The organism is Peptoniphilus duerdenii ATCC BAA-1640 (assembly GCF_000146345.1).
Taxonomy (GTDB): Bacteria; Bacillota; Clostridia; order Tissierellales; family Peptoniphilaceae; genus Peptoniphilus_B; species Peptoniphilus_B duerdenii.
Window position 1 is genome coordinate 1347762 of record NZ_GL397071.1, and the last position, 21419, is coordinate 1369180.

The following is a 21419-nucleotide window of genomic DNA, read 5'->3' on the forward strand; positions in this document are numbered from 1 at the left end:
AAGATTATGAAAAAGAATATATTGAAAGTAAATAATTTAAAAAAATCATTCGGTCAAAATGAAATCCTAAAGGGAATATCTTTTGAACTTGATGAAGGGCAAGTAACTACGATTATCGGTCCATCTGGATCTGGAAAATCAACTCTTCTAAGATGTTTAAACCTATTAGAAAGACCAGACGGTGGAGAGATAATCTATGAGGGAAAAAACATTTTAAATAATGATTTTAGAACTTCTGACTTCAAGGGCAAAGTTGCTATGGTGTTTCAAAACTTCAATCTTTTTAACAATATGAATGTGCTTGATAATTGTATCAAAGCACCAATAAAGGTTTTAAATATAGATAGAGAAACGGCAAGGAAAAAGGCGATTCATAATCTTGAACTAGTAGGGATGGGAGATTTTTTAGAAGCTAGACCAAGTCAACTTTCTGGTGGACAGAAACAGAGAGTCGCAATTGCAAGGGCTCTTACCATGGATCCAGACCTTATACTATTCGATGAGCCAACATCTGCACTAGATCCTGAAATGGTAGGAGAAGTACTATCAGCGATTAGAAATTTAAGAGATTTAGGTCTTACTATGATTATAGTGACCCACGAAATGGATTTTGCTAAGAAAGTATCCGATAAAGTAATATTCATGGATGGTGGAAAGATCTTGGAAGAAGGATCTCCTGAAGATATATTTGATAATCCAAAATTTGAAAGAACTAGAGATTTTGTAAATTTTTAAAAATACAAAGAAAAAATTTAATCAAAAACTAAAATAAGTGCAAGATATTCTTGCACTTATTTTTTTAATTATTCAACTGGTTCGAAATCGCTTTTTTCAGCGCCACATAGTGGGCAAACCCAATCTTCTGGTAGGTTTTCAAAAGCAGTACCAGGTTCGATTCCTGAATCTTCGTCTCCTAGTTCTGGATCGTAAATATATCCGCATAATTGACATTCATATTTTTGCATAAGTTTACTCCTTTCATATGTCCTTTATAATCTAATGATACCCAATAGCATACATTTTGTAAACAATTATTATAATTTTTATAAAATTTGCAATCGACTTTTAGTGTTTAACTTATGAAAACAAGGGTATTAATACAACATATAGAAGAGGTATATTATGAAGACGATTTATTGTTTTGAGGGGAGTATAAAATCAAATCTAAATGAGGTTAAACCTTTGGTAGAAGAAACCCTATTTGATCTTAAAAATTTCATAAAATGTGAAAGCTCATTATTTGATATTAGGCTTATCCTTGATGAACTGATGATAAATTCTATTCTTCATGGTAATAATAGCAATTTTTTAAAGAATGTGCATCTTAGTATATTTTTGAAAGATAATGAAGTTGAAATTAGAGTTAAGGATGAAGGCAAAGGAGTAATCTTTGACTTTAGTAAATATGATGCAGATGATTTAAAGACGACTGGTAGAGGTCTAGTATTGGTTAAAGAACTTACTGACAGATTTATTCTACATGGCAATGAGGTCATCGCAATTAAGTACTTAAACAAATAAATTTATAAGTTATTATAAGAAACTTCCACTGGAAGTTTTTTTATTGCGTTTTTGTGTAAATTTGCTAAAATATTTGGATTATTTACTATAAATGTGGACAAATTTAATTTTTAAATGTAAAATAGTTAAGTTAGGAAAAGGTGAATATGAAAAGATTAGATGTTAGAAATATAGCTATCATTGCCCATGTCGATCACGGCAAGACCACTCTAGTAGACTCTCTACTAAGACAATCAGGTATTTTTAGAAAAAATCAAGAAGTAAAAGACCGTGTCATGGACTCAAATGATATCGAAAGAGAAAGAGGAATCACCATCCTCTCAAAAAATACTGCAGTTATGCATAATGGTGTAAAAATAAATATTATTGACACCCCTGGTCACGCTGACTTTGGCGGTGAGGTTGAACGTGTTTTAAAGATGGTGCAAGGAGTTGTACTTCTTGTAGATGCATTTGAAGGTCCTATGCCACAAACTAAGTTTGTGCTTAAGAAATCATTTGAACTTAATCTTCCTGTTATCGTATGTATTAATAAGGTAGATAGACCTGAAGCGAGACCAAAAGAAGTGGTGGATGAAGTTCTAGATTTATTTATTGAACTTGGTGCAGATGAAGATGTGCTTGAAAGTCCATTTATATTTGCTTCAGCTAAGCAAGGATTTGCATCCCTTGATCCAGAAGATCTAGGAAATAATATGGATCCACTATTTAATACCATCATCGACTATATCGAACCACCTGAAAATAGGGATGATGAACCATTCCAAATGCTAGTGTCAACCATTGACTATTCTGACTATGTAGGAAGAATTGGTATTGGTAGGATTGAAAGAGGAATCTTAAAAGAAAATGAAACAGCAATCCTTGTAAATGCAAATGATGAAAATAGACATATCAAAGTTAAGATTTCAAATGTCTATGAATTTGAAGGACTTGATAGGGTTGAAGTTGAAGAGGCTCATTCAGGTTCCATAGTTGCGATTACAGGTATAGAAGATATAAATATTGGAGATACCATAGCTTCTACTGATGCGCCAGAACCACTTGATTTTGTAAAGATTTCAGAACCTACAATCTCAATGAACTTCTCTGTAAACGACAGTCCATTTGCAGGTAAAGAAGGAAAATTCCTTACAAGTAGACAGATAAGAGCAAGACTCTTTAAAGAATTACAAACAGACGTATCACTAAGAGTAGAAGAAACAGACTCAACAGATTCATTTAAAGTAAGCGGCAGAGGAGAGCTCCATCTTTCAGTTTTAATAGAAAATATGAGACGTGAAGGATTTGAATTCCAAGTTTCTAAACCACAAGTTCTATTCAAAGAAATAGATGGCAAGAAACATGAACCGATGGAAATTGTTACAGTGGATGTTTCACAAGACTATGTAGGGTCAGTAATAGAAAAACTCGGTAGAAGAAAAGGCGAGCTTTCTGTAATGGAAGAACCAAAAGGCGGCTACCAAAGACTTATCTTTAAAATCCCTGCAAGAGGATTAATAGGATATAGATCAGAATTTCTAACCGATACAAAAGGTGAAGGAATCCTAAATTCAAGCTTTGACTCCTACGAACCATTCAAAGGAGAAATACCTAGACGTGCATTTGCATCAATAGTTTCATTCGACACAGGAGTTGCAACATCTTACGGTCTTGCAAATGCTCAAGATAGAGGAACTCTATTCGTAACTCCAGGTATGGAAGTTTACGAAGGTCAAATAGTAGGAGAAAGTCCAAAGGGAGTGGAACTAGAAGTATCAGTTACCCGTGCTAAGAAACAATCCAATGTTCGTGCGTCAGGTTCTGATGATGCTATAAAGCTAAGTCCAGTTCACGAAATGAGTCTTGAAGAAGCTCTAGAGTTTATTGAAGACGATGAACTTATAGAAGTAACTCCTTCTACATTTAGAGTTAGAAAGAGAATTCTAAACAGTCAAGCAAGATATAAATCAAAAAAGAATAAATAAAATAAATCCCTTAGGGGCTCTTAATTAGGGATTAATTTCCTTAAAATTTAATCGGCATGAAGGTATTAACCTTTGTGCCGATTTTTATATGTCAATTTTCCCTATAAAGTTCCAATAAATCCAAATGGTTTGTTTCTTTAAATTTGTACCTGGAACTTTTTCTGATTGTTCTACATAAATCTTGTCTACAAATGTTCTAATTATTTCTGGATCAAGTTCTTTTATATCCGTGTACTTCCTAACAAGTTTTAGGAATGATTCCACATTAAGTTCTTCCTCCTGTGATTTTGTAATAGTTTCTTCAAGTTCAGCTATTCTTTTTTGAAGTGAAATTTCTTCTTCATCATAAGCTTTAGCCATTTTCTCAAATCGTTGATCAGATATTTTACCTTCCAAGTTGTCTTCATAGATGTTTTGAACGATAGAGTCGAGTTTTACAATTCTATCTTTAGAATCTTCCAGTTCCTTTTTCTGGCTTCTTAATACCTGATTTAACTCGCTGGTTTTCTTCTTCAAAACTAAATCTACAAATTCTTCCTCATGGTCTTTTGCAAAGGCTGTAACTTTCCTAATTTCCCTCAGAAGAATTTCTTCAACTTGAATGTTCTTTATCTGGTGTGAAGTACATTTGCCTTTTTGCTTTCTATAGGATGCACAAACGAAGTATTCTTTATCATGAGACCAGCCTTTACCTCTTACTTGATACAGTTTTGCTCCACAGTCTGCACAGTAGAGCATACCAGATAAGGCAGGCATTTTTCCTAAGCTGTTACGAACTCGTCTTGTTTTTCTTATCCTTTTTACAATATCAAAAGTTTCTTCATCAATAATCGGCTCATGAACATTATCAAAGACAGCCCATTCAGACCTTGGATTGTCTACACTTTTCTTAGTCTTGTATGATTTTCTCTTTGTTCTAAAGTTTATGACTTTTCCAAGATATTCCTCTCTATCTAAAATAGTAGATATTGTAGCAGGATTCCAATTACATTCCTCTTCTGGAGTGTCAACAGGAAAATTGAGTCCTATAGACTTAAAGTGTTCAGCAGGAGTTGGAATTTTTCTACTCTTTAGTTCACTTGCAATTTGACTTGGACCATATCCTTTAATACAAAGATTAAAAATTAGCTTTACAGTTTCAGCTGCAACTTCATCAACTATCCACTTATTTTTGTCTTCCTTATCCTTTAAATAACCATAAGGAGGATTAGTTGTCAGTGGTTTTCCACTTTGACCCTTTGCCTTAAAAACAGCCTTTATCTTTTTGCTTGTGTCCTTAGCATAGAACTCGTTGAAGATATTAATAAAAGGTGTAAGGTCGTTTTCTACTTGGTTATTTGAATCCACACCATTATTAATGGCAATGAATCGTATATCATTATCTGGGAATAAGACTTCAGTATAAAATCCTACCTTTAGATAATCTCTGCCAAGTCTACTCATATCTTTTACAATAATATTTTCAACTTTTCCATCCTCAATTAAACCATTTAGTTTATTCCAAGAGGGTCTATCAAAGTTCGTTCCTGAATAACCATCATCCACAAAGAACTCTAAGTTTTTAAATCCCATATCCAGAGCATATTTTTCTAATATGTCCTTTTGATTTCTTATGGAGTTACTTTCGCCTTGAAGTTCATCGTCTCTTGAAAGCCTACAGTATAGTGCTGTAATCTTTTCAGTATCTGAAAAGTAAGAAGACTGTCTATTTAATTGTTCCATATTTTCCTCCTTTCGGACAGCCTTCAAGTGGCAATTACATATTCCCGTACTTTTCAGACTATATCAAGTTAATTAAGCCGATAAATTGGTTCTATTCAAAGCATCTACATTGTTTAATATGAGCTTTCTTATGATTTGTTCGACACTCTTTTTTGCATTTTCACTTTTCATAGAATGAACTGTAAAGATTGTGCCAGATACCTCAATATTCTCCGACTTTTTAATCTCATTCTTTTTAGTTTCTACCATAGGCATTATTCTTCAATGGCTAAAGTAAGGACTGAATCCTTATCCATTAGCTTGGCATCTAAATATTCTCGCATAATGAAGCCTTGATGTTGTTTAAGAATAAACATCTCGGACAATCTTTTTATTGTTGGATTTTGTCTTTCAACAATCCAGTAGTTTGAAAAGTCTCCAAAAGCGATAGGTTTTAAACCTATATCAATGTCTGGCATAAAGTTTGAGATTAGAATTTCTTTTCCCATGAAAGTGCCATCATATTGATTCCACAAATAGCTACCTTGACCATCTTTTAAGCTTTGAAGATAAAGAGCAGTCTTATCGTTCATTAACCATTTTGCATTTTCCCTGTAATCACTATCTAAAGAGAAGAATAGTTTTTTCAAGTCATCAAGCTTTATTTCTTTTGTAGCAGATAGGCTTTTAATCTTTTCATCCACTAAGATTCCTAAAGGCTCTCCATTACCATCGCCAATGATAAAAGCTTTATCTTCAGCCTTGGCAAAATTATGAGCAAAGGTATCTAGGATTATTTTTTCAATCTTAGTTTGAGGATCATTTAAAAAGTCTTCGTGGATTGTAATTAAGTTAGATAATGTATTGCATTCTAAATTCACATCCACATCTTTCATTTCTAAAGCATCTGCAAATAGGTCATGTTCTCCTGCTTTTGTCCAAGTTGCCATAGATTTACTTGGAAAAGTTACAATAGAAGATGAATCTACATCATTTTTTAAAACTGTAGCTTCTTTTCTAACTACGCTCTTTTCTGCAAGTGTTTCTCTAAAGTGTTCTGTGCTTTCTGCATCCATAAAAGGTGAGCCATCTTGGATAAGACCAAGAGCCTTAATATCTGAATAAGATGATTCATCCTTGTTTCTTAAATAATTCCATAGATTAGTTTTATAGGAATTAGCTGACAATATTTCGTTTCTTTTTGATTTTTCTTTAATTAACATAAATTTCTCCTTTGTATTTTTTGAATTATTCAGGGCATTAAAATAATTTTTTAATACCCCCTTTGAACCTGTCTTTTTGTGCGTAAGAGGGCGGCACCGTTGATAGAAAAAAGTCTCCTGGAGATTAGGATGCCCCCTGGGTTACAAATTATTTTTTGCTCACAATATATTCTTCGGCTTCTTCTAAGGAAGGGAAGAACATATTCTTAAATCTTCCATCAATTACAAGATAAGACTTGTCTCCTTTAGCAAGGATGATTTTATCCTTATCTTTATTAATTACATTTAGGACTTCATACTTAGTGTCCTTTAAGTCCACAGCTGTAAGTTTATCTTTTTCAAAAATATCTCCAATAATCATTTCTACTCCTTTCAAAATATCTGGGGCAGTGTGGCAGGTGAAAACTAAACTTCCTATAGAGAATAGAAGTTTTAAGCCCTATATATTTACCTGCCACATTGCCACCTTTATTTATAGACTAAAATTATTTTGATTTAAAAAGTCTACAATACTTTCTGTTCCTTTAAATGGAATAACTGTGTCTTGATTATCCAGTGTGTAGTTGTATATTTTCTCTTTGGCTACTTTTACAGGTGTCTTGTCGGACTTGTGAAGAATGATAGTATCTCGTAGCTTAAAGGCATTCTCCAATAAGTCTTTAGTGACTTTCTCATTATTTCTGTAAAGGCACATATCCTTACAATATTCAGTCAAGTCTTTTAAGTCATTTAGCTTGATTTCGCTTTCATCTTTTTTGATGACATATCTATAGTCTTTTTCTCTTTTTAATTCTGTAGATATTCCCTTTGGGGAAGTCACCACAATCTTATTTTTTAAAGTAAATTTTCTTTCTAAATCTTCTTTTGTAATCATTTATATTCCTCCTAATTTTCTAACTTCGATTAAACCTCTAAAGACACACAATCATAAGCACCACCTCCTTAAATGAGGGCAGGTGTGGCAGGTAAAAAAGTATTATCTATATAGATACAAGATTTCCAAATTAAATTTTTCATCTGCCACATTGCCACAGACTTTATAGAAATTCAGAAATTAACCTATAGCCTATTAGGACTGTGGTCTTGTGTTTTCCATCCTTTGGTCTTTTTCTTTTGATGGTAGCTTTAGACTCCAAAGATTGCTTAAAGGTCTTCATGCTTTCAAGGTAGTAGCCATTTTCTAAAGACCAAGACCTATACCTTTCGTAAACTTCAGAGGTTCTAACTTCATAGTCCTTTCCTTCTTCTAAGCAATCTTCCATAAAGATAGCTATCTTATCTGATTCCTTTTGATATTTTAAAGTTGCATCTTTTACTGAATCAGGAATAGTTAGTCCTTCTTTTTGTAAAAGTTTGTAACCTTCAATAAGCCAGTTAAGGATTGCAGACTTTACTTCTTCTTTTGCAAATTCTGTCTTTAATGTTTTGTCTTGTTCCTCTTCAGTAAAGTGCCTGTCAAAGGGAATGATGAGCATTCTTCCACTGGTAAATACAGTTACATCATTAACTATGGGTAGATAATTGGTGTTGATGTAGATTTTAAATTGAGGTTTAAAATCAAAAGAATTCTCATGAAGGAATCTTGCATTAATAGTGTCATTACCAGTAAGACTTTTAACTTGTGCAACATTTAAGGGTAGTCCCTTTCCTGGTTCTGGAATATTTACAAAGCGTACTCCTGCAAGCCTTGCTATTTCTTCACTGGGTCCAGAACTATTTACTTTGTTTTTTAGAGCTAGTGTTTCAGGTCTTGATGCACAAGCATAAGTTCCAAGAACTTTTAATATGGATTCACAAAGAGTTCCTTTACCATTTCTTGTAGTCATTCCATAGAGGATTGCCATGCACTCATGCCTTGTATCTCCTGTAAGTCCATAACCTAATATCTTTTGTAGAAACTTAGCTTTTTCTTTATCTCCACTCATAATTTCATCAATGTAGATGTTCCATCTCTCATTTAATGACTTAGAATCATAGATAACATCAGCCATTTTGCTTAAATAGTCAGAACTTCTATGTGCGTAAAATTCCATTGTTCTAAGATTTAAAGTTCCATTGGTACAGTTTAAAAGGTAGGGGTCTTTATCGAAGTCAGATACATTTAATGGATGATGAACTTCTGCATCTTTTAATACACTGACCCTATAACCTCTTGCTTGCCATCTGTTTGAGAATTTGACATAAGCCTTTCTTTTATGTTCGTCCTCAATATCAAGGGCAAGGATATGAAGTAGGTTTGCAAGTTTCATACATAATTTCATAGCTTTTAAACTTCCAGTATCAGCTATCCAGATTCCATCTTCGTAGAAATGCCAAGCTTTCCTTTCTCGAACATAACGAAGAGAGTCCTTGTAAAAGTCTGCGAATATTTTTCCTGCACCTATATCTGTCCAAGAATACTTTGAAGATAAAGGAAGTCCCATCTCTTTTAACTTTTCAATAGATAAGTTAAACTCGATGCTTGGATCTATTCTTGAAATAGGTTTATAGACTTCTTTTACAGAAGAGATTGCTTTTTCAATGGTTATTTCTCCATAGGTCTTTCCTCCTCGATTTTCATCCCACTTATCCCTAAAAAGTTCTGATTGCCTAAAGAGCCTATCTATCTGGTCAGTATTTCCACCAGCATAAAATGCGAGTATTGAAGTTAAGGCTAAGTCTGCTTCACTTGAAGAAGGATAGGCTTTAATGTTTCCAGCCCATAGATTTAAAAACTTTTCTTTGTTCTTGGCATTAGATGCCTTTTCAATAACTTCTTCATCAGTTAAATAGCTTTTAAAATTTTGTTTATTAGACTTACTTTGTTTTTCTCTTTTCAGATATTTTTCTAAAAGCCATAGAAGCCCTTCGGGTTCTTCGACAATCTCACCTTCTTGATAAACATGACCTGTCACAGTTACAAAGCGATTAGTAAAGCCAGCAATATAAGCTTCAACTTCTTTAGTCTTCATCTTGTAGATGTCATTGTTGTAAGTTATTGAGTTCGGTAGAAAAGTGAAGATTCTAAGACCCTTACCACTTGGACTAAATTCAATGTATGACTGTGGAAAATGGTTAACTATTTCTTTTGCTAAATCATTTAAAACTCCGTTGATTACACAGTCATCCACATCAATTGCTACGAGTTTTCCATCGACTCTTATTCCAAGCCCATCATAGGAACTAAGTTTTTCAGATGCTTTATCAAAGGATGTAAAAGTCTTTGGATCATTAACTGATGCATAGCCGTTTGTAGTTGGATTAAAAGGTATCTTTGTCTCCCTATTATTTCTTGTTTCATATTTCCATAAGCACCAGCTTGCATTTTCTTTTAGATATTCTGGTATATTTTCTAAATTCACATATCTACTCCTTTCATATTTTTTTGAAGAAGAAATATCCCCTCATATTCCTTAGGACAGTTAGAAGAATTTTGAGTAATATTTTTATCCTCTACCTGTATAAGTAAAGTTAGGATTTGATTTTCCGGTTATTTTGAAAAATATTTCCTTCCTCTAAAGAACAGGCAAAGAAATTCAGCAGTTTTTTAACCTGTAAGAAAATTTCTCCCTCTACTAGCCCTAAGACATTTTTGATAGTTTTGTTAGGTTTTATTTTTCCTTTCATATCACAGGCGAAGAAAAACATAATTTTTTAAACCTGTGCTAAAAAATTTCTTCTCTTAATAGACTCAGGACATTTTTAAAGGTTTTGAGTAATTATTTCTTCATCTATCTGTATAAGTAGGAATTAGGATGAATTTTCCGGTTATTAAAAAATACTTCTCCCTTCACTAGCACTAAGACAAAAATGGTGGTTTTGATTAGTTGTTTAGAAGATTTAATTCTTTGAATTAAAAAAAGACGGAAATAAATCCGTCTTAAAAAATATGTAAAGATCAAGTTGTAAAATGTGGTATAATATTATAGAAAAACTATACAAAGTGAAATATTATTCGAGGTGAAATATGGGATTTTCCTATGATAAATTATGGAAAAAATTGATAGATGAAAAGATGAATAAATTAGACCTACAAAAAGCCATAAAAACAACTCCTAGAACTATTGCTAAAATGGGAAAAGATGAAAATATAAGTATGGAAACATTGGGAAAAATTTGTGAATATTTTAATTGTGATGTTGGAGATGTTATTGAATATAGACGAAAGAATGAAGAGGAAATCAAATGAGATTTATTGGTGGCAAAACATTAATTATACCATATATATTAGAATTAATTAAAGAAAAAACAATAGATGTAAAAAGTATATCTGATGTATTTGCTGGTTCGGGAGTTGTATCTCGTGAATTTAAAAATCTCGGATATGATGTTATATCTAACGATTTGATGTATTTTTCTTATGTGCTATTAAGAGGAACAGTTGGGATAAATTCTAAATTAGAATTTAAGAATCTTAATATATCAAATCCAATAGAATATTTAAATAATCTCAACTTAGAAAATATAAATCTTCATCTAGAAAATTGCTTTATTTACCAAAATTATAGTCCTAAGGGTGGAAGAATGTATTTCACAGAAGAGAATGCTTTAAAAATTGATTTAGTTAGGAATCAGATTGAAAATTGGTATAATGCATCTTCTATTAATGAAGATGAATATTTTTATTTACTTGCCTGTCTAATAGAAGCAATTCCATTTATCAGCAACATAACAGGAGTATATGGAGCTTATTTAAAGCACTGGGATAAAAGGGCATTGAATAATTTAGAATTAAAAAATGTAGATTTCTCAATTAATAATTCAGTAGGACAAGCATATAATGAAGATTCTAATAAATTAATCGAAAATATAAAAACAGATTTAGCATACTTTGATCCACCATATAATCAAAGACAGTACTTGCCCAATTATCATGTATTAGAAACAATAGCTAAATATGATGCTCCTAGAATAAAGGGAGTAACTGGATTAAGAGATTATTCTGAACAAAAAAGTGACTATTGTAGAAAAGACTCAGTTTTCAATGCTTTTGAAGATTTAATCAAAAAGACTAATTCGAGATATATTATTCTTAGCTATAATACAGAAGGTTTGTTATCCCATGATGAGATTATTAGTATTTTAGAAAAATATGGAAAGCAAAGCACTGTGGATTATAAATTTATACATTATAAAAGATATAAGAATGCACATACAAATAAAAATAAAAACTTAAAAGAAATATTATATTTTGTAGAAAAGGAGTAATTATGAGCGAAAATTATATAAAATCACCATTTAATTACATTGGAAATAAGCATAGATTATTAGCTCAAATATTGCCTCTATTTCCTCAAAATATAGATACTTTTTATGACGTCTTTTGTGGTGGATTAGATGTTTCTGTTAATGTTAAAGCGGACAGGAAAATAGCTAATGATATAAATTATTTTGTAATTGAAATTTTACAAATGTTTAAAAAGACTGATAGCAAAGAACTGTTAAGGAATATTGATAATGTAATAAGTGAATTTAATCTATCTAAAGAAAATAAAGAATCATATTATGAATTTAGAGAATATTACAATAAAAATAAAGACCCGCTTTTGCTATATGTTTTGATGTGTTATTCCTTTAATTACCAGTTTAGGTTTAATTCAAATCATGACTATAATAACCCCGCTGGAACTAATAGGAGTAGTTTTAATGAAAATATGAAAAATAGACTTACTTCTTTTAGAGATAAGCTTTTCAATATAGAATTTAGCAATAAAAACTTTAAAGAATTTGATTTCTCTAAGATTAAAGGTTCAGACTTTGTATATTGTGACCCCCCTTACAGAAGCTCTGTAGGTTCATATAATGATGGTAAAAGAGGGTTTGAAGGCTGGACTCTTGATGATGATCTAGCTTTATTTGTGATATTAGATGAATTAAATGATAGAAAAATTAAGTTTGCATTATCAAATGTATTTTTTAATAATGGATTAGCTAATAAAGAGTTACAAGAGTGGAGTGGAAAATACAAAGTTCACTTGTTAAAGATAAATTACTCAAACAGTAATTATCAACGTAATAAGCTAGGTGAAACCAAAGAAGTTTTGATTACAAATTACTAGGAGGAAATATGGCAGAAAGAACATTAGGCTGGATACAAAATCCATCAAGTTTTGAAAATTTAAAAAATGTAGTTTCTGTTTTTGATAAAAATTCTGATATATACAAGGAAATCTTAAATACTAAACTTCCTAAATTAGTAAAAGATTTAGATTTACAAAATAAACTTATTTCAGAATTGGAAAAAGATCCACTTGAAATGGACTATGTTTTATTAAAAGGTCATGGTATAAAATCAGGTCAGAAAAGAGCCGATGCAGAGTGTAGTGGTATTGTTCAAGCTGCCATTACAACACAAGGCGGTAGAGCTTATACAGATGATTGGACTGCTGATGGATTTTTAAGATGGGGAATATCCATAGGACTTTTAGATTATGATACAGAAAAAGATACAGTCTCTATAACAAAACTAGGAGAAAAGTTTGTAAAATCTAATTCTGAAGACTCAGATAAAGAAATATTAATTTCAGCTTTTTTGTCATATCCACCAGCCGTAAGAATTTTAACTTTACTGGAAAATGGAGACCATTTAACAAAATTTGAACTTGGTAAGCAATTAGGAGGACTTGGAGAAGCTGGTTTTACATCAATTCCTCAAGATTTATATATTCAAGCAATAGAATTAGCAGCTGATAAAGATAAAGCAAGTATTCGATCAAACACAGAGGGATCAGCTGATAAATATGCAAGAATGATTTCGGGCTGGTTATCTAAAGTTGGACTTATACAAAGAATTGGAAAAGAAGTTTCAACTAAAATCGGAGATGTTGAATATAAGGTCAACATAGGCCATTCCTTTAGAATTACTTTAAATGGTATAAAAGAACTTAAAAGAGCAATGGGATTATCTTCATATCCAAAGACTGATAAAATTGTTTATTGGCAAATGCTAGCAACCAAGGGTAAAGATAGAGATTATATTAGAAACAGACGTGGTTATATAATAAAAGCTATCAACAACAGAGAAAGAAATTTAGAAGACATTAAGGCTTATTTATTGGAAAATAATATTGATGAAAGTATTACAACTATAGAAGACGAACTAAAAGTTATTGAAGCAATGGGTCTATCATTTAAACATAGTAGGAATGGCTATGTAATTGATGATAACATTATAAAATTAGAAATACCTAGAACTAAGATTTCTAAGACAAACGTACTAGAATTAAAGGATAAAGTAAGAGATAAATTAAAATATGTTGACCACAGATATTTAGCACTAATTGATTTAGCTTATGACGGAACTGCAAATAGAGATTTTGAAATTCAAACAATTGATCTTTTAATTAATGAGCTTAAATTTAAGGGTGTGCGTCTAGGAGAAAGTAGAAAACCAGATGGAATTATATCTTATAATATTAATGGCGTAATTATAGATAATAAGGCTTATTCTACTGGATATAATCTACCTATTAATCAAGCAGATGAAATGATTAGATATATCGAAGAAAATCAAACTAGAGATGAAAAAATAAATTCAAATAAATGGTGGGAAAGCTTTGATGATAAAGTTAAAGATTTCAATTATTTATTTGTATCGTCTTTCTTTAAGGGAAACTTTAAGAATAATTTGAAACATATAGCTAATAGAACTGGAGTGAGTGGTGGTGCTATAAATGTAGAAAATTTATTATATTTTGCAGAAGAATTAAAAGCTGGGAGATTATCTTATGTTGACTCATTTAAGATGTATGATAATGATGAGATATATGTAGGAGATTTTAGTGACTACAGTTATGTTAAATTTGCTGCAGAAGAAGAAGGCGAATATTTAACATAATATGCATATAAATTTTTCTAATTTAAATATTTTACTAAAAAATGATTAATAGATAGGAGTAGTTTAATGAGACTAGAAAAAATAAATATTAGGCACTATAGATCCATTGAGAATATAAGTATAATAATGCCCAAGAATAAACCGCTAGTTTTATTCGGACCTAACAATGCTGGTAAATCTAATATATTATCCGCTTTTGATAGAATTTTAGGAGAAAGATATCCCACATTTATTGCTGTAGAAGATTCTGATTATTTTATGCGTGATAAAAACAAAAATCCTACAATTGACATTAGCATTAAATTTGATTCCTCGTATCACGTTGATAACTATAATACGTATAGTTCCATATCCTTAACTTATGGTGTTGATGGAAAAATTAATGAAAATTTGATTCATGATGGAAATAAGAAAAAACTTTATATTAGCAATGATACAAGAGAGAGTTTTCAATCTTTTTTGTTAGATGCTAATAGGAATACTAGTTTTCACTTTAACTATTCTAATAAATATTCTTTACTAAGTAAATTTAATAAGAGCCTTCATGATTCATTAACGGATGATGACAAAAAAGAATTAAGTCATTCTTTTGAAAATATAAAAAGTGTATTTGAGAATAAAGCACAGTTTGCTAATATGTTTACTATATTTAAAGATTCAATTGAAGAATCAGTTAAAGGATTTATACACCACTTAGAAGCAGATTTTTCTGCATACGATCCTAACAATTTTGCAAAATCTTTGAGAATAAATGCATTCGAAAATTCAGAAGTAAGATCGTTTGATGAATTTGGAACAGGCGAGCAACAAATTCTAGTCATGGCTTTTGCAAAGGCTTATATGGAAGCTTTTAAAGGAAGAAACTTCCTTTTTATTTTAGAAGAACCAGAAGCAAATCTGCATCCATTAGCCCAAAAGTGGTTAAAGAAATATATTTATGATTTATGTGAGTCTGGTTTGCAAATTATAATTTCAACTCATTCACCAAATTTTATAAATCCTTCAAATTTGGAAGGATTGGTTAGAGTATATAAAGATGAAGGTGTAACTAAAACTATCCAGCTTGACTCATCTAAATTAAAACAAGTCTTAATAGAAACTGGGGTAGATGAAAATAGAATTTCGTCCAATAATTTAGGCGACTACTTTGACTTAAGGCTATATTCAGAACAACTAGAAGGTATGTTTGCAGATACTATAATCTTAGTTGAAGGATTAACTGAAAAATTATCCATTCCAATTTGGTTAGAAAGAAAAAAATACTTTTTGTCAGCTAATGGAATTGAAATTATTAATTGTATGGGTAAAGCAAATATTCCAACACTATATAGGCTATATAAATCATTTGGATACCGTTGTATTTGTGTATTTGATGGAGATATCAACAAAACAAACCCTAAAGAAAGAAAAAATAATTTGCTGGAAGATGTATTAGAAGATTTCGAAGAAGCTAAAATATATACAGAAGACAAAAAAGAATATTATTATGTTATTACTGGATCCGATTATGTATGTTTTGGAAAAGATTATGAAACAGCTATAATGAATCAAATAGGTAAAGATTGTTATATGAAATTAGAAAATGAGGCTAAAGCTTATAATATAGAAAATAAACAAGGGATAGCAAAATATATCGCTAAAAACTCCAGTCATATACCTAAAGCAATTGATAAACTGATAGAGGTATTATTCCCTAATATGAATGAAGAAAACAACGAAGATTACTGCTTTGATGATGAAATACCATTTTAACAGATGTTTCATAAATTTATTTTATAATATAAATGGGCTATAAGTGTTCAAACTTATAGCCCATTTACGTGCCACCTAAAGACTCTCTAATTCAATTTTCTAAAATCCCTAATTCAACGAGCCATTCGGGGATTTTTTTGTTGTAAGTTATTTTTATTAGACAAAAGAAATTTTGTTTTCTTTAAAATATAGTATAATGAATTTATAAATAGAGTTTTATGACGGAGAGATATAATGAAAAGTAGAGAAAATAAAAATGAAATTGAAAAAAATATAAATGTATTTTTTGAAACTTTGACATTTATAATTATTTTATATTTAATTTCCTGCTTCTTAATATCTTTTCATCAGAACATTCTAAAAGTATTATTTTCATGTGTGAGTATATCTGTCATGGCAAGTTACAAAGCTCGTATCGAGAAATATATGGGAAGTGTGGTTGCATATTTACTATTATTTGCATCAGTTATTTTAATCGCATTTATTATTTATACATTTGGATACTTTGAAGTTTCTAATACAATTACTAAATTTTAGGGGGAAAATTATGAAAAAACAAATAGCAATTCAAGATACCTACGGGGAAAGATTTCAATACTGCTGGGGATGTGGACCGAAGAACGATGCGGGCATGCACCTAAAATCTTATCCAAGTGAAGACGGAGAGTCTGTTACATGCAAAGTTATTCCAGATGAACATTTCACCGGAGGAGTACCTGCAAATCTCTTTGGCGGAATGATTGCCATGATTTTTGACTGTCATGGAACCGCTTCTGCCGCATGGTTTAAACATAGAGACAAAGGTCTTGAACTGACAGAAGATACAGTAATAGGAAGATTTATAACTGCAAGGCTCGAAGTTGATTTTAAAAAACCAACTCCTATGAACACTGAAGTAAAAGTAACAGCAAAAGCAGAAGAAATAGGCGAAAGAAAAGTAATCGTAGACATGGTGCTAGAAGCCGAAGGCGAAGTAAGAGCAAAGGCTAAGATGGTTGCCGTTGCGGTAAAGGACAATATGTAAATATCAAAAAACGACTAGAACTTCTAGCCGTTTTTGTTTTCTCATTTTTTAAAATTTGCTTCTGTATTATAACGAATAAAGCAATCGTTGAACTTTCTACCTATATTCCAATTCATTTCGCGACAGTCACCTACGAATAATCCATCTGCAAGGGTTGCATGGACATAAATTGGACGATTATTGTTGTGTCCCATGAAGATTCCCACGTGATTATATCCTAGGTAGAAGTTAGGACTGTAGTTAAATATTAAATCTCCAGGCCAAGCCTTTGAAAAATCTGCAGGGTAGCGAATACCGCCAAATTTTTCTGCATCTACATATTGAACACGGGTAAGCTCATAACCTTTGTGAAGTTTAATATTTGCATCCTCAGCTCCAGGAATTTTAATTCCAAATGCTTTGTGAGCGGAGTAGGCGTTACCAACGCAATATACACCTTGTCCGTTGGTAAGGTCAAAGCCGTACCATTTAAATGGAAGACCTTCGTAGGATGCTGAGAAGTTAGCAATTTCTTGTCCTCGGAAACGAAGTTCTTTATCTTCTCCAGTTAACCATTCATTTGTAAGTTCTTTTTCACTAGGACCAGCCCAATAAACGAGCCTGCCTTTTATTCCACCAGGTCTGTTCCCGGTCTTTAGTTTTCCGTCTTTTCCAAACCAGTATACACCTTTACCGGTGGAGAACATTCCATCCTTGTACATACGATAATCATAAGGTGAGAAGTAGTAGAGAGCCCCATCAATCTTTTTCCAACCAATTGCTAGACCATTTTCACCGTCAACATAGTAGGTCTTATTATTCTTTTCTATAAAACCTTGACCAAGTGAACCATCAGGATTTAGAAGGTACGTCTTATCTTTAAGTTTAACTATTCCGTCTTTAAACTTACTAGGAGAGAATCGAAGTCCGTTGGTCTTGTCTTCAAGATAGAATTTGCCATCTACATTTACAACCTGCGCTTCATCTAAAGAAGGTTCTTTAGGCACACCTATAAAAGCACGAACAAGCATAGTCATAGCTTCGCCACGACTTAGAGATCCTTTAGGATTGAATTGATTATCCTTATTACCAGAAATTATTTTTCTATCGCTTAAATCATAGATTGAAAAGATGAATCTTTTGTCTATTGAATCTCTGTCACTATATTTTAAAATATCAGCACTGTCTTTGAGTTCAATTTGTGATTCAAAGAGATCGAGGACAGTATTTAAATTCTCTTCATTTAAAGCATTTCCATTCTTTTCAAAAGTATTTAGTAGAATTGAATATCCCAAAAGATTGGCAGCTTCTTCACGACTGATCTCCTTATTAGGATATAGATTTGGTCCTGTAAATGTGTGTCTAAGCATATTAACAGCTTCGGCTGACTCGATGCTTTTCTTGGACCAACCTTGGGTATCCAAATCATCATATTGGGAAGAAACTTTAAGATTAAATCTTTCTAAATTTAAAATTCTACTTAGGATACTTATAAATTCAGAGCGGGTAATCTTTTCGTTTGGTCTTATGGTTTGATCTTCGTAGCCTTTTATCCAGCCTTCTTCAATACCTTGTGTTACATACGGTTTCGACCAGTGGGACTCGATGTCCTTGTAGCTTTCAGCCCAAGTAAATTGGGAGATTGAAAGAATAAAAATTAAGATAAGAGAAAATATTTTTGCAAATCCCTTAGTTTTGTGTTTAAACATTTCACAACTCCTTTAAACTTTATATATATAGAACCATCATATCATATAATAAACCTTTAAACTATAAATAGGACTATTTAATGGATTTTATATGGCGAGTTGTAAAATAAAAGCAATATTAAATTTTCATGCTATGAAAAATATTTTTTTAAGTGTATAATTAATCTAGTCTTACGTCTAAAGGGTAGCTTTTGAAGTTCCAAATGGTATGGGACGTTGACCATTTGGCAAAATTGTTTGATTCTTAAGCGCGTTCACTTTCTTTAGACCGAAATTATAGGAGGTTTAAATGAAGACTATAGCAAGTATATTTTTATATTGTTTGGCAGTAGTACTCACAATGAGTGTCACTACCATAACAATCGGAGCACCAAAGGTTTACTTAGGTCTAGTAGCAGCAGTAATCGTAGTATTATTCGCATCAAGACTACTTGACAAGAAGTACTCCCTAATAGCTTCTATGGCAAGCATCGCAATAGGAATGGCTCTTCAAGTAAAGATGCCGATGATTCCAAAGATGAAGCCAGAAAAATTAGAAGCTTTGAAACCACTTATCGAAACATACCATGAAAATTTAATAAAGTATGGAGTAATAGTGGTGGCAATCGTTGGAATCTTGGTATACGTACTAAGTCCAAAGATTAAGGTCGCAAGAAAACAAAGTTCAACGAGAAGGATAACCTACATGGCAGTGTTTATAGCACTATCCGTTGTGATTAACACCATGAGGTTTGGAAGTGTATCCTTTGGAGGATTTCCAATTATCTATTCTGGACTTGTACTAGGTCCTGTAAATGGACTTATAGTTGGGGCAGTATCAGATGTTCTAGGTTTTATTATCAGACCATCCAGCGGAGGATACAATGTGGTGTTTACACTTACAAGTGCACTAACTGGACTTATTCCAATCATGGTAGTAAAACTTTTTAAAGTTAAGTATCCAAACTATAAATTCTACCAAGTACTTCTGGGAATATTTATTGGACAGATGCTCACATCAGTCATAATGGCTCCATATTTTCAAGCGCTACTATTTGGTAAGAATACATTTTACTACTATGCGTCAAAAGCATTTATAAAACAAATAGTATCTATACCATTATATGCAGCACTATTCACATCCATGACAGAATCAATCAAGGATTCAATAGATTTTGAAGTATAAACTTAAAGCCCCAATGGGGCTTTTTTCAATATTACTTTTATGAAAAGATAAAAAAAAGGGGATTTTAGAATTGCTAACTCTAAATCCCCATAAATTTACTTATTTTCATACTTTAAAAATTTGTTAGAAAGATATAGAAACACAATTAATTCTCCAATTGCAAATAAAGCTAAGAGTCCTAAGTCATGTGTGTTTATATACCTTAAATTGTTAGCTTCAATCGCCAAGAAGCTTAATCCTATTACTTTTAGAGATTTATAAGCAGTGGCAAACCCGAGTATGGTAAACATACTAGATAGAAGCACTATTATTCCAAAGGACTTAATCCTTATAGCGAGGGCTCCAAAAATTCCTATAATAGGAAGTGACAATAATATGCTAAGAGCGATATAGTAAAAATAGATACTAAAGTCTATGCTTGAAAAATGTCCAATAAATTTTCCGCCTGCGTAAAATAAAGCTAAAAAATACATTTGACAGAAGCTAACTATTATAAAAGCTAAAATTAATTTAGCTAGTACAAATGACATATTTTTCTTGGGACTAAGTCTAATAAATTTAAGCCCAGCCCTGTGTTCCGATGACCAAAGACTAGCAATTACTATTGCGATTAATGGTATATAGAAAAAGGAAAAGTAAAATAGACTTACCTGAGTCCACAGACTTTGCCACTCATTAGTTAAAGTTTCTTTATTTCCAATATAGTTTATAAGTCCAAAGGCATTGGCTAGTAGTGGAATTATAAGGCTTACTAGCAGAATATTTATAAATTTTATTTTTTTTAATTCTAATCTTAACATTTTTCCTCCTAGTCTTTGTATAGGTTATAAGATTTCATTGTTTTTAAATAGATAGTAGTGAGTATTAAAAGAATTATTGCAATGATCAAAGTATAGTAATTAATCGGATTTAATACTTGGATAAATTTATCTCCCTCTTTTACATATGAAATATTTAATAAACTTGCCATAAAAGCAAATGGATTTACATAAGAGAGAATATTAGATGTGAGCATGGTAATTATTCCGGTAAGTCCTCCTATTATTGAGATAAATGATAGTGAGTAGACCTTTGTAGTCTTCATTTCTATTATCATAAATAATCCCAAGAAGAATAGATTTATTATTAGAGCCGTTAGATTTACCACTGCAAATCTTAAAATCATTTCACTATTAAAATCAAAATGCTTTGACTTCATCGCTAATAGAATAAATACGGCAGATTCTATTATTTGTAGAAAAACTAATTTAAAAGATAAATTTTTAAATTTATTTAGCAGAATAGAATTAATTTTTTCTCCGAGGATTATTTGCATCTGCCACATCTTATTTTTTTCTTCAATTTCGATTACTTTTTTCACAAGGGAAGATATTAGTATTGGATTTAAAAGTAGTGATATGAATAAATATGTGTCCAAAATATAAGCAAGAGGAAACTTTCCTTCTGCAAATGATTTTGAATGGGTAACACCTGTTACCATTACCATTTGAGCAATAAAGACTATTATTATCAAAAAATTTATTCCAAGTCTTTTATATTTTTTCCTTTCTAAGCTTTTCATA

21 protein-coding genes are annotated in these 21419 nt (G+C 31.6%); 11 read left to right on the top strand and 10 right to left on the bottom strand.

The genetic code is table 11. The features are described 5' to 3' along the window. The first annotated feature begins 6 nt into the window (after positions 1-6). Positions 7-735: an amino acid ABC transporter ATP-binding protein gene (locus tag HMPREF9225_RS05990; protein ID WP_008902064.1), complete on the top strand. Its 729-nt coding sequence runs from the start codon at positions 7-9 to the stop codon at positions 733-735. 68 nt (positions 736-803) lie between these two features. Here the strand turns inward: HMPREF9225_RS05990 and rd are convergent, their stop codons facing one another. After that, the gene (rd, locus tag HMPREF9225_RS05995) at positions 804-965 is read right to left on the bottom strand and encodes a rubredoxin (RefSeq protein WP_008902065.1); all 162 of its coding nucleotides are present in this window, start codon (positions 963-965) and stop codon (positions 804-806) included. Between the two features lie 157 nt (positions 966-1122). On the opposite strand from rd, the gene HMPREF9225_RS06000 reads away from it, so the two are divergent. Further along, entirely contained in the window at positions 1123-1521 is a 399-nt protein-coding gene (locus HMPREF9225_RS06000; RefSeq protein ID WP_008902066.1) for an ATP-binding protein, read from the top strand. A gap of 146 nt (positions 1522-1667) precedes the next feature. After that, complete coding sequence (gene typA, locus HMPREF9225_RS06005) at positions 1668-3488, top strand: translational GTPase TypA (RefSeq protein ID WP_008902067.1); 1821 nt, start codon at positions 1668-1670, stop codon at positions 3486-3488. A gap of 84 nt (positions 3489-3572) precedes the next feature. On the opposite strand, the gene HMPREF9225_RS06010 is transcribed toward typA, so the two are convergent. From HMPREF9225_RS06010 to HMPREF9225_RS06035, 6 genes are all read right to left on the bottom strand, one after another. Next, on the bottom strand, positions 3573-5210 hold the full coding sequence (locus tag HMPREF9225_RS06010; RefSeq protein WP_040551353.1) for a recombinase family protein: 1638 nt from the start codon (positions 5208-5210) through the stop codon (positions 3573-3575). 72 nt (positions 5211-5282) lie between these two features. Next, on the bottom strand, positions 5283-5459 hold the full coding sequence (locus tag HMPREF9225_RS10325; RefSeq protein WP_169304152.1) for a hypothetical protein: 177 nt from the start codon (positions 5457-5459) through the stop codon (positions 5283-5285). A 5-nt stretch (positions 5460-5464) separates the two neighbouring features. Continuing rightward, the gene (locus tag HMPREF9225_RS06020) at positions 5465-6445 is read right to left on the bottom strand and encodes a phage major capsid protein (RefSeq protein WP_281032284.1); all 981 of its coding nucleotides are present in this window, start codon (positions 6443-6445) and stop codon (positions 5465-5467) included. A 115-nt stretch (positions 6446-6560) separates the two neighbouring features. Then, the gene (locus HMPREF9225_RS06025) at positions 6561-6773 is read right to left on the bottom strand and encodes a hypothetical protein (protein WP_008902071.1); all 213 of its coding nucleotides are present in this window, start codon (positions 6771-6773) and stop codon (positions 6561-6563) included. A 111-nt stretch (positions 6774-6884) separates the two neighbouring features. Beyond that, complete coding sequence (locus tag HMPREF9225_RS06030; RefSeq protein WP_008902072.1) at positions 6885-7286, bottom strand: hypothetical protein; 402 nt, start codon at positions 7284-7286, stop codon at positions 6885-6887. Positions 7287-7449: 163 nt separating this feature from the next. Beyond that, entirely contained in the window at positions 7450-9753 is a 2304-nt protein-coding gene (locus tag HMPREF9225_RS06035; protein WP_008902073.1) for a phage/plasmid primase, P4 family, read from the bottom strand. A 605-nt stretch (positions 9754-10358) separates the two neighbouring features. Here HMPREF9225_RS06035 and HMPREF9225_RS06040 point away from each other — a divergent pair. The 7 genes from HMPREF9225_RS06040 (at position 10359) to HMPREF9225_RS06070 (ending at position 17004) form a co-directional block, all read left to right on the top strand. Next, complete coding sequence (locus HMPREF9225_RS06040; protein WP_008902075.1) at positions 10359-10580, top strand: helix-turn-helix domain-containing protein; 222 nt, start codon at positions 10359-10361, stop codon at positions 10578-10580. Further along, positions 10577-11599, top strand: a complete 1023-nt coding sequence (locus HMPREF9225_RS06045) for a DNA adenine methylase (protein ID WP_008902076.1) — start codon at positions 10577-10579, stop codon at positions 11597-11599. Before HMPREF9225_RS06040 ends, HMPREF9225_RS06045 begins: the two co-directional genes overlap by 4 nt. 2 nt (positions 11600-11601) lie before the next feature. Next, positions 11602-12450, top strand: a complete 849-nt coding sequence (locus HMPREF9225_RS06050) for a DNA adenine methylase (protein ID WP_008902077.1) — start codon at positions 11602-11604, stop codon at positions 12448-12450. An 8-nt stretch (positions 12451-12458) separates the two neighbouring features. Continuing rightward, complete coding sequence (locus HMPREF9225_RS06055) at positions 12459-14228, top strand: restriction endonuclease FokI recognition domain-containing protein (RefSeq protein ID WP_008902078.1); 1770 nt, start codon at positions 12459-12461, stop codon at positions 14226-14228. A 66-nt stretch (positions 14229-14294) separates the two neighbouring features. Continuing rightward, positions 14295-15980 (top strand): ATP-dependent nuclease, encoded by a 1686-nt coding sequence (locus tag HMPREF9225_RS06060; protein WP_008902079.1) that lies wholly within the window; start codon positions 14295-14297, stop codon positions 15978-15980. A 234-nt stretch (positions 15981-16214) separates the two neighbouring features. Continuing rightward, a complete protein-coding gene (locus HMPREF9225_RS06065) occupies positions 16215-16517 on the top strand; it encodes a hypothetical protein (protein ID WP_008902080.1) in 303 nt (100 codons plus the stop codon). Between the two features lie 10 nt (positions 16518-16527). Beyond that, positions 16528-17004 carry an acyl-CoA thioesterase family protein gene (locus tag HMPREF9225_RS06070; protein ID WP_040551354.1) on the top strand — a complete coding sequence of 159 codons (477 nt, stop codon included), beginning with the start codon at positions 16528-16530 and terminating at the stop codon, positions 17002-17004. Between the two features lie 41 nt (positions 17005-17045). Here HMPREF9225_RS06070 and HMPREF9225_RS06075 read toward each other — a convergent pair whose 3' ends face one another. Then, positions 17046-18692 (bottom strand): S-layer homology domain-containing protein, encoded by a 1647-nt coding sequence (locus HMPREF9225_RS06075; protein ID WP_008902082.1) that lies wholly within the window; start codon positions 18690-18692, stop codon positions 17046-17048. A gap of 289 nt (positions 18693-18981) precedes the next feature. Here HMPREF9225_RS06075 and HMPREF9225_RS09830 point away from each other — a divergent pair, with 289 nt between their 5' ends. Next, the gene (locus HMPREF9225_RS09830) at positions 18982-19857 is read left to right on the top strand and encodes a folate family ECF transporter S component (protein ID WP_008902083.1); all 876 of its coding nucleotides are present in this window, start codon (positions 18982-18984) and stop codon (positions 19855-19857) included. Between the two features lie 95 nt (positions 19858-19952). Here HMPREF9225_RS09830 and HMPREF9225_RS06085 read toward each other — a convergent pair whose 3' ends face one another. Next, positions 19953-20657: an ABC transporter permease gene (locus tag HMPREF9225_RS06085; RefSeq protein WP_008902084.1), complete on the bottom strand. Its 705-nt coding sequence runs from the start codon at positions 20655-20657 to the stop codon at positions 19953-19955. 8 nt (positions 20658-20665) lie between these two features. After that, positions 20666-21418 carry an ABC transporter permease gene (locus tag HMPREF9225_RS06090; RefSeq protein ID WP_040551356.1) on the bottom strand — a complete coding sequence of 251 codons (753 nt, stop codon included), beginning with the start codon at positions 21416-21418 and terminating at the stop codon, positions 20666-20668. Position 21419: the final 1 nt, after the last annotated feature.

Bases quoted from the DNA above. Each gene is read 5' to 3' on its own strand.
- HMPREF9225_RS06060 (WP_008902079.1), top strand. From the start codon at position 14,295: ATGAGACTAGAAAAAATAAATATTAGGCACTATAGATCCATTGAGAAT.
- HMPREF9225_RS06050 (WP_008902077.1), top strand. From the start codon at position 11,602: ATGAGCGAAAATTATATAAAATCACCATTTAATTACATTGGAAATAAG.
- typA (WP_008902067.1), top strand. From the start codon at position 1,668: ATGAAAAGATTAGATGTTAGAAATATAGCTATCATTGCCCATGTCGAT.
- HMPREF9225_RS06075 (WP_008902082.1), bottom strand. From the start codon at position 18,692: ATGTTTAAACACAAAACTAAGGGATTTGCAAAAATATTTTCTCTTATC.
- HMPREF9225_RS06010 (WP_040551353.1), bottom strand. From the start codon at position 5,210: ATGGAACAATTAAATAGACAGTCTTCTTACTTTTCAGATACTGAAAAG.
- HMPREF9225_RS06085 (WP_008902084.1), bottom strand. From the start codon at position 20,657: ATGTTAAGATTAGAATTAAAAAAAATAAAATTTATAAATATTCTGCTA.
- HMPREF9225_RS06040 (WP_008902075.1), top strand. From the start codon at position 10,359: ATGGGATTTTCCTATGATAAATTATGGAAAAAATTGATAGATGAAAAG.
- HMPREF9225_RS06055 (WP_008902078.1), top strand. From the start codon at position 12,459: ATGGCAGAAAGAACATTAGGCTGGATACAAAATCCATCAAGTTTTGAA.
- HMPREF9225_RS06025 (WP_008902071.1), bottom strand. From the start codon at position 6,773: ATGATTATTGGAGATATTTTTGAAAAAGATAAACTTACAGCTGTGGAC.
- HMPREF9225_RS06065 (WP_008902080.1), top strand. From the start codon at position 16,215: ATGAAAAGTAGAGAAAATAAAAATGAAATTGAAAAAAATATAAATGTA.
- HMPREF9225_RS06045 (WP_008902076.1), top strand. From the start codon at position 10,577: ATGAGATTTATTGGTGGCAAAACATTAATTATACCATATATATTAGAA.
- HMPREF9225_RS06070 (WP_040551354.1), top strand. From the start codon at position 16,528: ATGAAAAAACAAATAGCAATTCAAGATACCTACGGGGAAAGATTTCAA.
- HMPREF9225_RS10325 (WP_169304152.1), bottom strand. From the start codon at position 5,459: ATGGTAGAAACTAAAAAGAATGAGATTAAAAAGTCGGAGAATATTGAG.
- HMPREF9225_RS09830 (WP_008902083.1), top strand. From the start codon at position 18,982: ATGAAGACTATAGCAAGTATATTTTTATATTGTTTGGCAGTAGTACTC.
- HMPREF9225_RS05990 (WP_008902064.1), top strand. From the start codon at position 7: ATGAAAAAGAATATATTGAAAGTAAATAATTTAAAAAAATCATTCGGT.
- rd (WP_008902065.1), bottom strand. From the start codon at position 965: ATGCAAAAATATGAATGTCAATTATGCGGATATATTTACGATCCAGAA.
- HMPREF9225_RS06000 (WP_008902066.1), top strand. From the start codon at position 1,123: ATGAAGACGATTTATTGTTTTGAGGGGAGTATAAAATCAAATCTAAAT.
- HMPREF9225_RS06030 (WP_008902072.1), bottom strand. From the start codon at position 7,286: ATGATTACAAAAGAAGATTTAGAAAGAAAATTTACTTTAAAAAATAAG.
- HMPREF9225_RS06090 (WP_040551356.1), bottom strand. From the start codon at position 21,418: ATGAAAAGCTTAGAAAGGAAAAAATATAAAAGACTTGGAATAAATTTT.